A 12,720-nucleotide genomic window follows, 5' to 3' on the forward strand; every position below is an offset into this window, starting at 1 on the left:
CGCCGGCCGGGCGGCCCCCACAGCCAAGGAGTCCCCCATGACCGAACCGCGCAGGAGTGTCCGCCGGCTGGTCAGCCACTGGTGGCCGGTGGTCCTCGCGGTGCCGCTGGGCGCCGTCGCCGGCGCCGGGTACGCCGTCGTCGCCCACCCCTCGTACGCCGCCAACTCCTACGTGATCGTGGTGCCCGAGATGCAGGGTGAGGCCGCCACCGCGGTCAACTTCGCCCAGGCCTACGGCCGACTGGCAGGCCGGCCGCAGGTGCTCGCGCCCGCCGCCGCCGAGACCGGGCACCGGCTGGCCGAGCTGGAGTCCCTGGTGCACGGCACCACCTCGCCGGACGCCCCGGTGATCGAGATCACCGGCACCGGCGCCGACCGGCAGGAGGCCGTCCGGGCGGCGGACGCGGTGGCCCGCTCGCTGGTCGCCTTCGCCAACACCAACAGCAGGGAGACCGGCGTCCGGCTGGTCCCGCTGGCCGCCGCCGCCGAGCCCGCCGAACCGACCACGCCCTCCGGCCGGCTGGACGTCGCGGTCGGCGGCGCGGCCGGACTGCTGATCGGCGCGCTGGTGATGATGACCCGGCGCCGCAACGCCGCGCCCGCCGGGGCCGTCGACGGGGAGCCGCCCGCCGCGACCACCCCGCGCCCGCGCGCCGCCGAGCCCGAGCCCGCTGCGCCCGAGCCCGCCGGACCGGGCCCCGTCGAACCCGAGCTCGCGGAGGTTGGGGCCGCCGCCGGGAGCGGGCGATGAGCACCGGGGCCGCCACCTCCACCGCCGGTCTCCCCGCCCAGGCCCGCGCCGCGCGCTGGACCACCGAACTGCGCCGCGAGGACGACGCCCTGGACACCCTGGCCGGGGAGTGGGACGACCTGGTCGCCCGCTGCCGGACGGCCACCTTCTTCCAGTCCGCCGTCTGGCAGCGCTCCTGGTGGCGCCAGTACGGCAGCCCGGGCGCCCTGCTGGTGGTGCTGGTGCGCCGGGACGGCCGGCTGGTCGGCGCGGGCGCGTTCCACCGGCGCGGCGGCCCGCTCGGCGGGCTGACCGGCCTGGGCGCCGGACTGGCCGACTTCACCGACGTCCTGCTCGACGACGACTGCGCCGACCGCGCCGCCGCCGAGTTCGCCGCCGCCCTCCCGCTCACCCGCCCCTGGCACAGCCTGGAACTGCGCGAGGTCCACCCGGAGGCCGCCGTCCAACGGGTCTTCGAGCACTGGCGCGGCCGGCGCCGCCGGTACCCCGACTCGCTCTGCCAGTACCTCCCGGCCGCCCCGATGGACCAGTTGCTCAAGCGGGTACCGGGAAAGACCGCCCAGCGCAGCCGGGTCAAGCTGCGCAAGATCGCCGAGTCGGGCGTGGAGGTGCGCGCGACCGCCCCACAGGACGTGCCGCAGGCGCTGGACGGGCTGCTGGGGCTGCACTTCCAGCAGTGGCGGGACCGCGGGGTCACCCCGGAGCACCGCACCGAGCGGTTCCGCCGCCACCTCGCCGAGTCCACCGCCGGGCTGGTCGCCACCGGCCGGGCGGCCGTCCACCAGTTCTGGCTGGACGGCGAGCTGGTGGCGGTCGACCTGGTGCTGCTCTGCCCGTCCTTCAGCGGCCTCTACCTGTACGGCGCTCACCCGGGGCTGCGGGAGCGGCTGGACATCGCGGGCCTGCTGTTCGGCGCCGCGCTGGACGAGACGCTGGGCGCCGGGATCCCGGTGATAAGCCTGCTGCGCGGCCAGGAGCCGTACAAGCAGCGCTGGCGTCCGGACCGGCTGCCCAACCAGCGGCTGCTGTTCGGCCCGCGCGGCGCCGCCCCGGCGGCGGCGGCCCGCAGCGGCGCGGTGCGCGCCCGGCGGAAGGCGGTGCACCTGCTCGACACCCGGGCGCCGCGGCTCAAGGAGGCGCTGGCCGCCCGTCGCGGCGGCTGACCGCCCGCCCGGCCGCCCCGCTACCGCCCTCCGGGCAGCGCCGGGGCGGTCGGAGCCGTGGGCGCGGCCGGAGCCGTGGGTGCGGCCGGTGCCGTCGGGGCGCCCGGCACCGGGGCCCCCGCGGAGCCCGACATCAGCTGCCGGAACCGGGCGCCGGCGCGCGGGTTGCGGTCGCACTGCCAGAAGCCGTGCGGACAGTAGTCGGTGACGGTCTGGTACGCGGTGTCATGGGTGCGGATCCACTCCACCATCCGCTGCACGAACTCCGGGTTGTCCCCGTTGCGGAACAGCCCCCACTCCGGGTACGAGACCTGCTTGCCGCGCTTGGCGGCGAACTCGACCTGGTCCTGCAGCCCGTACGGCTCGCGCACGTAGTCGTCGAAGGTGCCGCCGGCCGGCTGGTCGTAGTTGTCCATGCCGATGATGTCCACCACGTCGTCGCCCGGGTAGCACTTGGTCCACGGGATCGCGTCCAGCCCCCGGTTGGGCGCGAAGTCGAAGCGGAAGCGCTGCCCGGGCACCGAGCGCATCACCGTGACGATCCGCCGCCAGTAGGTCTTCCAGGCGGCCGGGTCGGGCTTGCAGCGGTGGGTGTAGGTGACGCCGTTCATCTCCCAGCCGAGGGTGAGCACGGTGTCCGCGCCGCCGAGGGTGACCAGCCGGTGGGCCAGCCGCAGGAAGTGCCGGTCGAAGTCGCCGCGGGCGCCCTCGCCGAGCAGCCGGGCCACCTCGCCGTCCGGCACGTCCGCCTCGCTCGGCACCAGCATCGGCACGCCGAGCACGAGCACCCGGGACGGGTCGGCCTGCCGCCACTGCGACCACATGGCGAGCACCGCCGGCTCGCCCTCGATGTCCCCCCAGCCGTTGCCCGCCAGGTAGGTGTGGCCGACCTGGAGGTTGGCGTCGCCCAGCCACTGGGCGAACCGGCCGATCTGCGGGATGTAGTTGTCCCAGGAGCCGACGAACGCCCCGAACGGCGGCTCGTGCGCCGGGCGCTGGACCGCTGGGCGGGGGGCGGCGCCGCGCGGGGCGATCGCGTCGGAGGAGAGCGAGTGCCGCTCGGTCTGGCCCAGCGGTGTCCCGGCGGGGACGCTGGCGGTGGTGAGCAGCAGCAGGGTGGCGGCGGCCAGCGCCAGGCGGCCGAATCGCATGGTGTCTCCTCGGGCGGCGCCCCCGGACGGTGCCACGGGCTGGGCGGAGCAGGGCAGGGCGGAGCGGGGAGGGGCACGCTGCGTGGCGGACCCTTCGCCGACAGTAGGGCCGACCGGGCGAGGAAATGCCGAATGTCACCCTAAAGTGGGCGATATTCGAACGCCGTCCGGCGGTGTGCCGTGTATCACCTCCGTAACAGTCCTGGCGGCCCCGGGGGCCCTACCGTGACGGCCCCTCCCCGGGCCCGGCCGGGCGGCGTGGGGCCCGACGGCGCAGGTCGCCGGGCGGGCGGGCGCGGGGCGCCGGGAACCCCCGGACCGGGTTCGGCCGTTCGCCCGTACGGGAAAGTCCGGCTGACTCGCAAGGGTGCCGAAAGGTACGCTCCGCCCGTGTCCTGGAAGTCGCGTGCCCTCAGCCCCCGATCGATCCTCCCTGCCCTGGCGGTGCTGCTGGTCCTTGTGGCGGGCGCCGCCGCGCACGCCAACAAGCCGGTCCCGTTCGGCGACCGGGTGGCCGCGAAGGGCACCGCGGAGGCGAGCGCCGACCCCACCGCCTCACTGGCCTCGGCCGACCTGGACCTGCGGGTGGGCCCGGGCCTGGAGGCGTACCACCGGGCCAGTGGCGAGCACGCCTGGTCGTACCAGCGCGAGGGCGCCACCGCGCTCCACCTGTCGATGGCGGGGGAGAACGCGGTGGTGGTCTGGGACGACGGCCTGGTCACCTCGGTGCGGCCCGGCGACCACCAGGTGCGCTGGCACCGCGCGGTGCCCGGCCTGGCCGACTGGCTGCGCGGCGCGGGCGAGCCCGGCGCCGACAAGCGCACCGAGGAGCAGCGCAAGCAGCTGGCGACCGAGCGGGCCGCGGCCTCGCTGCACACCGTCCGGGAGTCCACGCCCTGGGTGGCGGTGGTCACACCGGAGCTGACGATGGGTTTCCGGGACGCCGACGGCGACCTGCGCTACAACTCCAAGCCGGCCGGCAACTGCGTCTACGACCCGGAGCGCACGGTGTCCACCGACTTCGCGGTGCTGGTGCCGCGCAGCTGCGCCAACAGCACCGGGCAGCAGGTCTCCGGCGGGATCTCCGGCTACCGGCTGGACAGCACCGGCTGGCAGCTCAACGCCGGTCCGGGCGTGGAGATGAAGGCGCTGGACGAGCGGCGGGTGCTGATCTCGGACGGGCCGATCGTCGCGCCCAAGGTCTTCGACACCTGGGCGGCGGCGCCCGAGGCGGCCTGCGGCAGCCCGGCCGAGCCGTTCGCGGCCGTCCGCCCGGACGCGGGCTGCCCGGCGGACGGGGCGCAGGAGGCCCGGGGGCAGTAGCGGCGGGGTACCCCGGTCGGGTAACTCTCCCGGGTCGCTCGCGCGGCCCGGTAGACTTGCCGCCATGGCTGATTTCTCCGGTGTGTGACGGGCGAACGGCGCCGCCCCCGGGCGGTCCCGCAGCGCCCCGTCGACGACGCCCCTTCCCGCTTCCGGCCCGGATCCCGTCCGGTCGCCCGCCCACGTCCCAGGAGTTGTCCCAGCCATGATTTCCGCCAACGGCCTCGAACTGCGCGCCGGTGCCCGGATCCTGATCGAGTCCGCGAGCTTCAAGGTCGCCCCCGGTGACCGGATCGGCCTGGTCGGGCGCAACGGCGCCGGCAAGACCACGCTGACCAAGGTGCTGGCCGGCGAGGGCATCCCGGCTGCCGGCACGGTGACCCGCTCGGGCGAGGTCGGCTACCTCCCGCAGGACCCGCGCACCGGCGACCTCGACGTCCTGGCCAAGGACCGCATCCTCTCCGCGCGCGGCCTGGACAGCGTGCTGCGCAAGATGCGCGAGAACGAGGAGCGGATGGCGAACGGCAAGGGCGCCACCCGCGACAACGCGATGAAGAAGTACGCGCGACTGGAGACCGAGTTCCTCACCAAGGGCGGGTACGCCGCCGAGGCCGAGGCCGCCACCATCGCCGCCGCGCTCGGCCTGCCGGACCGCATCCTCAACCAGCAGCTGCACACCCTGTCGGGTGGTCAGCGCCGCCGCGTCGAGCTGGCCCGGATCCTGTTCTCGGACTCCGATGTGCTGCTGCTCGACGAGCCGACCAACCACCTCGACGCCGACTCGATCGCCTGGCTGCGGGACTTCCTGAAGACCTACAAGGGCGGCTTCATCGTCATCTCGCACGATGTCGACCTGGTCGAGACGGTCGTCAACAAGGTCTTCTACCTGGACGCCAACCGCTCCGCGATCGACGTCTACAACATGGGCTGGAAGCAGTACCAGCAGCAGCGCGAGGACGACGAGAAGCGCCGCAAGCGCGAGCGGGCCAACGCCGAGAAGAAGGCCGCCACGCTGAACGCGCAGGCGGACAAGATGCGCGCCAAGGCGACCAAGACGGTGGCCGCGCAGAACATGGCCCGCCGGGCCGAGAAGCTGCTGTCCGGCCTGGAGACCGTCCGGGCCAACGACAAGGTCGCCAAGCTGCGGTTCCCGGACCCGGCCCCGTGCGGCAAGACCCCGCTGACGGCCAGCGGCCTCTCCAAGTCCTACGGCTCGCTGGAGATCTTCACGGACGTGGGCCTGGCCATCGACCGCGGCTCGCGGGTCGTCATCCTCGGCCTCAACGGCGCCGGCAAGACCACCCTGCTCCGGATGCTGGCCGGGGTGGAGCAGCCGGACACCGGCGAGGTGATCCCGGGCCACGGCCTGAAGATCGGCTACTACGCCCAGGAGCACGAGACGCTGGACCCGGAGCGCACGGTCCTGGAGAACATGCGCTCGTCGGCACCGGACATGGACCTGGTCGCGGTCCGCAAGATCCTCGGCTCCTTCCTGTTCTCCGGGGACGACGTGGACAAGCCGGCCGGAGTGCTCTCCGGCGGTGAGAAGACCCGGCTCGCGCTGGCCACCCTGGTGGTCTCCAGCGCCAATGTGCTGCTGCTCGACGAGCCGACCAACAACCTGGACCCGGCCAGCCGCGAGGAGATCCTCGGCGCGCTGCGCGAGTTCAGCGGCGCGGTCGTGCTGGTCACCCACGACGAGGGCGCGGTCGACGCGCTCCAGCCGGAGCGGATCATCCTGCTCCCGGACGGCGTCGAGGACCTCTGGAGCCCGGCCTACGCGGACCTGGTCACGCTGGCCTGATCCCGCCCGCCGCTTCCGCTGGCCGCTTCTGCCCGAAGGCCCGGTCGTCCGTACGGAGGACCGGGCCTTCGGCGTCCCGCCCGGCCGGGTGTAGACATGGCATCCGCTCTTTGAGCCAGAAAAACTAGTCCTTTCGGCGTGTCCGGGAATGAAGGGGTCCTGCATTCCGTTTGAGGAGCTTCCGTTGGCCCGCCACTCGATCGTGGTCGGGCCCACGCTGCTGATCAGCCCTTTCGCATCGAACGGCGGTACGCCCCCGGGGGCGTGCACTCAGCGTGAGCGCCCTTGTGCGCTCGGATCACCACCGCAGGACCGCCCGTTGCGGACATGGACCTTGTCGAATGGGTGGCCAGGACGCGGTGGATGGGTGATCATGGGAATCTGACCGAGCAACGCTACGAGGAGGCACGGGTGGCCGAGACTCTGAAAAAGGGCAGCCGGGTGACCGGTGCCGCGCGTGAGAAGCTCGCGGCCGATCTCAAGAGGAAGTACGACTCCGGGGCGAGCATTCGCGCCCTCGCGGAGGAGACCGGTCGCTCGTACGGCTTCGTGCACCGCATGCTGAGCGAGTCCGGGGTGATTCTCCGGGGCCGCGGCGGTGCCACGCGGGGCAAGAACAAAGCTACTGCTGGAGCTGGTTCCTGACGCCCCGTCAATTCACTGGACGGATGACTCGGCGGCAGGGCGCCGTCCGGGGGGACGACCGTTGATCGTCCGCCCCCGGCCAGGGCGAACCGGCCGCCGATCGTCATGCCGGGGCCGCGCGCCGGCTCCGTCGTCCGCCGTCGGGAGGCGTCCGCGGGCCTGCCCCTGCCGTCGCGCCGCCAGTTTTGTTACTCTCCGGTAGCCAAGCACCCTCGCCACCGGAGGTCCCCGCATGACCGCTCCCGCCACCGATCCGCAGACCCCGCACCGGGAGCAGGACGGCGTCCGCCTGGAGATCGACGGTGAACTCGCCGTCGTCACCCTCTGTCAGCCCAAGCGGCGCAACGCCCAGTCGCCCGCCCTCTGGCGAGCCCTCACCGCCATCGGCCGCGAGCTGCCCGGGACCGTCCGGGTGGTGCTGCTGCGCGCCGAGGGCGTCTCCTTCTCCGCCGGTCTCGACCGCGCGATGTTCACCCCCGAGGGCATCCCCGGCGAGCCGAGCTTCCTCCAGCTGGCCGCCGCCGGGGACGAGGAGCTGGACGAGACCATCGCCGGCTACCAGGAGGCCTTCACCTGGTGGCGCCGCCCCGACCTGGTCACCGTCGTCGCCGTCCAGGGCCACGCCGTCGGTGCCGGCTTCCAGCTCGCCCTCGGCTGCGACCTGCGGGTGGTCGCCGAGGACGTTCAGTTCTCCATGAAGGAGACCTCGCTCGGGCTGGTCCCCGACCTGGCCGGCACCAAGCCGCTGACCGAACTGGTCGGCTACGCCCGGGCCCTGGAGATCTGCGCCACCGGCCGCTGGGTCGGCGCGGCCGAGGCCGCCGCGATCGGCCTCGCCAACCTCGCCGTCCCGGCCGCCGAGCTGGACGCCGCCGCCCGTGACCTCGCCGCCGCCCTGCTCGCCGCCCCGCGCAACGCGGTCATCGAGACCAAGGCCCTGCTCCAGGGCGCCGCCGACCGCACCTACGACGAGCAGCGTTCGGCCGAACGGGCGGCCCAGGCCCGCCGGCTGCGCGACCTCGCCGGCATCGGCGACTGACCGGCCGCGACCGCGCCGGGAGGCCCGGCCCCGTGGGACGACCCGCGGGGCCGGGCCTCCCGGCGTTCGGGCCTTCCGGCTGCTCCGGGGGCGGGATTCGTGGCGAAATGCCAGAGTTGGAGCGATTTGCGATATAGCTGGAGCCGCACGACGGGAGATGAGCCATGCCTGACACTCCGACGCCCGCCACCCTGCACAAGAACGCCCCGCACGGCGCCGCCACGCCCACCGCCTCCGCCGCCGCCTCCGCCGCGTCGGCGGCGAGCACGGAGGCCGCCAGAGTCGGCGAGCGCGGCCGCACCGCGCTGGCCGTCGGCGTGGTCGAGAAGATCGCCGGGATGGCCGCGCGCGAGATCGGCGGCATCCACGCCCTCGGCTCCGGCCTCGCCCGCACCTTCGGCGCGATGCGCGACCGGGTCCCGGGCGGGCGCGGCAGCGTCGGGCGCGGCATCAAGGCCGAGGTGGGGGAGAAGCAGACCGCCATCGACATCGCGCTGGTCGTCGAGTACGGCGTCGTCATCCCCGAACTCGCCCGCCAGGTGCGGGAGAACATCATCGACGCGGTCGAGCGGATGACCGGGCTGGAAGTCGTCGAGGTCAACATCGCCGTCAACGACGTCCACCTGCCCGACGAGCCCGACGTCGAGGAGGAGGAAGAGGAGGAACCCTCCTCCGGGCAGCGGCCCAAGCTGAAGTAGTCCGTAGCGGTACCCGGCGCAAGACCGTAAGACGAGGTGGAACGGATGAACCTGGCCATCGTCGGCCTGGTGGTGGGAATGGCCCTCGGCTTCGCCGGATACTTCGGCGGCTTCGCGGCCTTCCTGCTGGTGGCGGTGCTCGGGGCGGCCGGCTTCGTGGTCGGCCGCCTGCTGGAGGGGGACATCGAACCCGGCGAGCTCGGCGACCTGCTGCGCGGCCGCGACCGGCGCCGCTGATGGCGGCCCTGGCGCCGGTCCCCGCCCACCGGGAACCCGGCGACCGCGGCCGGTTGCGGATAGCCGACCGCGTCTACGCCCGGATCGCCGCCCGCGCCGCCCGCGAGGCACTCGCCGACGCCTGGCACGGCCGCACCGCGCGCGGCGGCCCGCCGAAGGTCTCGGTCGGCGGCCCCGCCCACCCCGGCGCCCCGATCACCGTCCGCGTCTCCGTCGACCTCCCCTTCCCGTCCGACCTCGCCACCCTCGGCCGCGCCGTCCGCGACCGCATCACCACCGACACCCGCACCCTGACCGGCACCCGAGTGGCCGAAGTCGTCGTCGTGATCGAGCACCTGCTCCCGGAGCCCGCCCGATGACCGCCGGAGCGCGGTCTGAGGCCGGCGGCCGTGGAGGTGGAGGTGGTCCGGTGAGGGTGTGGGTGGGGGCGGTGGTCGTCGCCGTGCCGCGCCCGGGGCCAGGTGGCTGTGGTGGCCGGGTGCCTGTGTCCGGGGCCCGCGCGATGATCGCCGGAGCCCGTGGAGGTGGCCGGGCGGCGGACGCGGCCGAGTGGCGGCCGTCGTGGTCGGGTGCCGGTTTCCGGTGGCCGCCCGATGATTGCCGGAGCGCGGCTGGAGGCCTTGGCCGTGGAGGTGGTCCGGTGAGGGCGCGGGTGGGGGCGGTGGTCGTCGCCGTGTCGCGCCCGGGGCCAGGTGGCTGTGGCGGCCGGGTGCCTGCTTTCGGTGGCTGCCCGATGACTGCCGGAGCCCGTGGAGGTGGCCCGGTGGTGGATGCGGCCGGACCATGCCCGGCATCTGGGGGTGCTGGTGGTCGGGTACCTGTACCCGGTCGCCGCCCGATGATCGCCGGAGCCCGTGGAGGTGGCCGGGCGGCGGATGCGGTCGGGCCGCGCCCGGCATCCAGGGGTTGGGCGGTTGGTCGCGGAGCTGACCGGGTGAGCGTGCGGCGGGCGGCGGCGGTCGTCGCCGTGTCGCGCCCTGCGTTCGGCGGCGGCTCCGGGGGCCGCCCGGTGATTTCCGGAGCGCGGCCGGAGGCCGGCGGCTGTGGAGGTGACCGGGTGAGCGCGTGGGTGGGGGCGGCAGTCGTTGTCGGGCCGCGCCCTGCGTTCGGCGGCCGTTTCGGGGGCCACTCGTCGACCGGCGGAGTGCGGGTTGTGGAGGTGGTCCGGTGAGGGCGCCGGTGGAGGTGGGGGGTGGGGGCGGGCGGGGCGTTGATGGGGGCGGGCAGGTGAAGGTGCGGCGGTTGCGGGCTCCGCGTACGGTGGCCGCGGCGGTGGTGGCGACCGTGTTGCTGGTGGTGGCCGGGGGGCTGCTGTACGACGTGGTCGCCGTTCGGACCGGGCATCAGGCGCGGCGGTGGCGGGCGGAGTTGGCCGATGAGCTGGCCACTCGGCACCTGGACGATCCGGCCGTGCTGATCGGTGCGGGTGCCGGGGTGCTGATCGGCGGCTGGCTGCTCTGGCTGGCCCTCGCGCCCGGTCTGCGGCGGTGGCTGCCGCTGCGCCCGCACGGGGAGACCGCCGTGGTCATCGACCGCTCCGGGGTGGCCGCGCTGCTGGCCGACCGGGCCGCCGGGCTCCCGGGCGTCGAGCACCTGCGGGTGCGGGTCGGCCGGCGCCGGGTGCGGATCGCGCTCTCCGGCCCGGCCGACCCGGCCTCGGTGGAGCGCCGGCTGCGGGAGGAGCTGGCGGCGGTCACGCTGGCCCGGCCGCTGCGGCTGGACGTGCGGACGGCGGGCCGTCGCAAGCGGGCCGGGAAGGCGGAGGACATCGAGGCGGGCGGTGGCGCCGAGTGAACCGGGGAACCGTCAACCGGCTGCTGCTGGCCGTGGCCGGGGCGGCGCTGCTGGCGGCCGGGGTGCTGGTGCTGGCCGGCGGGCTGGACCTGTACGGGCACCTCGGCGTCGACCCGCCGTCCTGGTGGCCGCTCACCTCGCCCGACCAGCCGGTGGTGAGCGCGGGCTCGCGCACCCGGTGGACGGGCGAGTCCTGGTGGTGGCCGGTGGTGATCGCCGGGCTGGCCGTGGTGGTGGCGGGCACCGCCTGGTGGCTGCTGGCGCAGCTGCGCCGCAGCGGCCCGACGACCGTCGTACTGCCGACGCCCGGCGCGTCGGGACTGCGGCTGCGGCTGCGGACCAGGGCGCTGGAGGAGGCGGTGGAGACCGAGGCGGTCGCGCTGCCGGAGGTCGAGCGGGTGGGGGTGCGGCTGGTGCGCGGGTCCGGGCGGCAGCGGTTGCGGGCGGCCGTCCGGATGACGCCGGGCGGTGATCCGGCCGCGCTCGCCGAGCACTTCGAGACCGGCCCGCGCACCGGGGTGCTGGCCAGCATGGGTCTGCCGGAGCTGCCCGCGGACCTGCGGATCCGGGTGGTCGCGGCCCGGCCGGAGGTCACCGGGCGGCGCCACCGCCACCGCGGCGGGAGGCCGCGGGTGGTGTGACGCCGCCCGGCGGGTGCTCACGGGCAGTGCTCGCCGGCGGTGCTCAGAGGCCGCGCAGCGCGCCGCCGTCGACCGGGATCATCACACCGGTGAGGTAGGAGGCGGCGGGGGAGAGCACGAAGGCGGCGACCTTGCCGAACTCCTCGGGGGTGCCGTAGCGGCCGAGCGGGATGTCGGCGCTGTTGCGGGCGCGGGCGGCCTCGGCGTCGCCGCCCAGGGCGTCGAGTTCGCGCACCCGGTCGGTGTCGATGCGGGCCGGGAGCAGGCCGACCACCCGGATGCCGCGCGGGCCGAGTTCGTCGGCGAGCGACTTGGCGGCCATCGCCAGGCCCGGGCGCAGACCGTTGGAGATGCCGAGGCCCGCGATGGGCTGGCGGACGGAGCCGGAGAGCACGAAGCCGATCACCCCGCCCTCGCCGAGGGTCCCGGCGGCGGCGCGGGCGATCCGCAGGGCGCCGAGGAAGACCGACTCGAAGGCGCCCCGCCAGGCCTCCTCGGGGGCGGTGGCGACCGGGCCGGCCTGCGGTCCGCCGACGCTGATCAGCACGCCGTCCAGCCGGCCGAAGCGCTCGACGGCCGCCGTGACCAGCCGCTCGGCGGTCGCCGGGTCGGCGTTGTCGGCCACCAGCCCGTGCACCGCGTCCGGCTCCCCGCCGAGGGCGGCGAGTCCGGCGACCGCCGCGTCGACGGACTCCCGGCTCCGGCCGGTGACCAGCACCCGGGCGCCGTCGGCGGCGAGCTCGCGGGCGGTGGCCAGGCCCAGGCCCCGGGTCGCGCCGGTGACCACGTACACCTTGTTCTGCAGTCCAAGATCCATGGAGCCATCCTGCCGGGTCGGCCCGGAGGGCGGGAAACGGGACCCGGCGACGCCGGCCGGGTGGTCCGTGGCCGAATCATGACGATCCGTCGCCGGAGCGGCCGCCGCCGTCTGCCTGCTCTGGGCGGCCGGCGCCTGGACGGCAGGCCACCTGCACACCGACCCGACGCTGCACACCGTCGCGCTCTTCGGCCACCTGGCCGCGCTGGTGGTCGGCTTCGGCGCGGTGCTGGCGATCGACTACTACGGGCTGCTCTGGCTGCTGGGCCGCCGCCCGCTGCGCGAGGTGGTGGACTTCACCTCACCGCTGCACGTGCCGGTCTGGGGCGGGTTGCTCGGGCTGACGCTCACCGGCGCCCTGCTGGAGCCGCACCTGGACGCGGGGCTGACCCGGCTGAAGCTGGTCCTGGTGCTGGTGATCGCGCTGAACGGCGTGTACGCCGGCACCCTGCACCGCCGGCTCGCCGCGTACGGGGAGCGCCGCCCGCCGGCCGGGCTGCTCGCCCGGGGCGCGGCCTCCGCGCTGGTCTCGCAGACCGGATGGTGGGGCGCGGTGCTGATCGGCTTCCACAACAGCCGGCACTGACCCCTCCGCCGCTCCGGCGCTGGCGTTGACGCCCGCGTCAAGGTCTACCGTCGTTCCCGGCGGCGTTCGAA

General features: G+C 75.1%; 14 protein-coding genes. 12 read left to right on the forward strand and 2 right to left on the reverse strand.

All coding sequences use genetic code 11. From position 1 onward, the window contains the following. Positions 1–37: 37 nt before the first annotated feature. Together ACFZBX_RS29650 and ACFZBX_RS29655 are read left to right on the forward strand one after the other, a co-directional pair. The gene (locus tag ACFZBX_RS29650) at positions 38–751 is read left to right on the forward strand and encodes a hypothetical protein (protein WP_391536895.1); all 714 of its coding nucleotides are present in this window, start codon (positions 38–40) and stop codon (positions 749–751) included. Beyond that, positions 748–1,914, forward strand: a complete 1,167-nt coding sequence (locus tag ACFZBX_RS29655; RefSeq protein ID WP_391536896.1) for a GNAT family N-acetyltransferase — start codon at positions 748–750, stop codon at positions 1,912–1,914. Before ACFZBX_RS29650 ends, ACFZBX_RS29655 begins: the two co-directional genes overlap by 4 nt. A gap of 20 nt (positions 1,915–1,934) precedes the next feature. On the opposite strand, the gene ACFZBX_RS29660 is transcribed toward ACFZBX_RS29655, so the two are convergent. After that, positions 1,935–3,065: a glycoside hydrolase family 26 protein gene (locus ACFZBX_RS29660; protein WP_391536897.1), complete on the reverse strand. Its 1,131-nt coding sequence runs from the start codon at positions 3,063–3,065 to the stop codon at positions 1,935–1,937. Positions 3,066–3,455: 390 nt separating this feature from the next. On the opposite strand from ACFZBX_RS29660, the gene ACFZBX_RS29665 reads away from it, so the two are divergent. The 9 genes from ACFZBX_RS29665 (at position 3,456) to ACFZBX_RS29705 (ending at position 11,246) form a co-directional block, all read left to right on the forward strand. Continuing rightward, positions 3,456–4,388 (forward strand): hypothetical protein, encoded by a 933-nt coding sequence (locus ACFZBX_RS29665; protein WP_391536898.1) that lies wholly within the window; start codon positions 3,456–3,458, stop codon positions 4,386–4,388. A 205-nt stretch (positions 4,389–4,593) separates the two neighbouring features. Beyond that, positions 4,594–6,192 (forward strand): ABC-F family ATP-binding cassette domain-containing protein, encoded by a 1,599-nt coding sequence (locus ACFZBX_RS29670; protein WP_391536899.1) that lies wholly within the window; start codon positions 4,594–4,596, stop codon positions 6,190–6,192. A 411-nt stretch (positions 6,193–6,603) separates the two neighbouring features. Then, complete coding sequence (locus ACFZBX_RS29675; protein WP_344338847.1) at positions 6,604–6,837, forward strand: helix-turn-helix domain-containing protein; 234 nt, start codon at positions 6,604–6,606, stop codon at positions 6,835–6,837. Positions 6,838–7,069: 232 nt separating this feature from the next. Then, positions 7,070–7,876, forward strand: coding sequence for an enoyl-CoA hydratase/isomerase family protein (locus tag ACFZBX_RS29680; RefSeq protein WP_391536900.1), 807 nt, complete (start codon positions 7,070–7,072; stop codon positions 7,874–7,876). Between the two features lie 164 nt (positions 7,877–8,040). Beyond that, positions 8,041–8,574: an Asp23/Gls24 family envelope stress response protein gene (locus ACFZBX_RS29685; RefSeq protein WP_391536901.1), complete on the forward strand. Its 534-nt coding sequence runs from the start codon at positions 8,041–8,043 to the stop codon at positions 8,572–8,574. Between the two features lie 45 nt (positions 8,575–8,619). Beyond that, entirely contained in the window at positions 8,620–8,811 is a 192-nt protein-coding gene (locus ACFZBX_RS29690) for a hypothetical protein (protein ID WP_350548396.1), read from the forward strand. Continuing rightward, positions 8,811–9,170, forward strand: a complete 360-nt coding sequence (locus ACFZBX_RS29695; protein ID WP_391536902.1) for a hypothetical protein — start codon at positions 8,811–8,813, stop codon at positions 9,168–9,170. Before ACFZBX_RS29690 ends, ACFZBX_RS29695 begins: the two co-directional genes overlap by 1 nt. Before the next feature lie 874 nt (positions 9,171–10,044). After that, on the forward strand, positions 10,045–10,605 hold the full coding sequence (locus tag ACFZBX_RS29700) for a DUF6286 domain-containing protein (protein ID WP_391536926.1): 561 nt from the start codon (positions 10,045–10,047) through the stop codon (positions 10,603–10,605). Then, positions 10,602–11,246: an alkaline shock response membrane anchor protein AmaP gene (locus ACFZBX_RS29705; RefSeq protein WP_391536903.1), complete on the forward strand. Its 645-nt coding sequence runs from the start codon at positions 10,602–10,604 to the stop codon at positions 11,244–11,246. Before ACFZBX_RS29700 ends, ACFZBX_RS29705 begins: the two co-directional genes overlap by 4 nt. Positions 11,247–11,289: 43 nt before the next feature. Here ACFZBX_RS29705 and ACFZBX_RS29710 read toward each other — a convergent pair whose 3' ends face one another. Beyond that, positions 11,290–12,063: an SDR family oxidoreductase gene (locus ACFZBX_RS29710; protein WP_391536904.1), complete on the reverse strand. Its 774-nt coding sequence runs from the start codon at positions 12,061–12,063 to the stop codon at positions 11,290–11,292. 208 nt (positions 12,064–12,271) lie between these two features. Here ACFZBX_RS29710 and ACFZBX_RS29715 point away from each other — a divergent pair, with 208 nt between their 5' ends. Beyond that, positions 12,272–12,649, forward strand: coding sequence for a hypothetical protein (locus ACFZBX_RS29715; RefSeq protein WP_391536905.1), 378 nt, complete (start codon positions 12,272–12,274; stop codon positions 12,647–12,649). Positions 12,650–12,720 lie beyond the last annotated feature (71 nt).

The organism is Kitasatospora sp. NPDC008115, assembly GCF_042957205.1.
In the GTDB taxonomy this organism is placed as follows: Bacteria; Actinomycetota; Actinomycetes; order Streptomycetales; family Streptomycetaceae; genus Kitasatospora.

Coding starts and splice junctions, on each gene's coding strand:
- ACFZBX_RS29650 (WP_391536895.1), top strand. CDS start 38: ATGACCGAACCGCGCAGGAGTGTCCGCCGGCTGGTCAGCCACTGGTGG.
- ACFZBX_RS29685 (WP_391536901.1), top strand. CDS start 8,041: ATGCCTGACACTCCGACGCCCGCCACCCTGCACAAGAACGCCCCGCAC.
- ACFZBX_RS29655 (WP_391536896.1), top strand. CDS start 748: ATGAGCACCGGGGCCGCCACCTCCACCGCCGGTCTCCCCGCCCAGGCC.
- ACFZBX_RS29710 (WP_391536904.1), bottom strand. CDS start 12,063: ATGGATCTTGGACTGCAGAACAAGGTGTACGTGGTCACCGGCGCGACC.
- ACFZBX_RS29660 (WP_391536897.1), bottom strand. CDS start 3,065: ATGCGATTCGGCCGCCTGGCGCTGGCCGCCGCCACCCTGCTGCTGCTC.
- ACFZBX_RS29695 (WP_391536902.1), top strand. CDS start 8,811: ATGGCGGCCCTGGCGCCGGTCCCCGCCCACCGGGAACCCGGCGACCGC.
- ACFZBX_RS29680 (WP_391536900.1), top strand. CDS start 7,070: ATGACCGCTCCCGCCACCGATCCGCAGACCCCGCACCGGGAGCAGGAC.
- ACFZBX_RS29690 (WP_350548396.1), top strand. CDS start 8,620: ATGAACCTGGCCATCGTCGGCCTGGTGGTGGGAATGGCCCTCGGCTTC.
- ACFZBX_RS29670 (WP_391536899.1), top strand. CDS start 4,594: ATGATTTCCGCCAACGGCCTCGAACTGCGCGCCGGTGCCCGGATCCTG.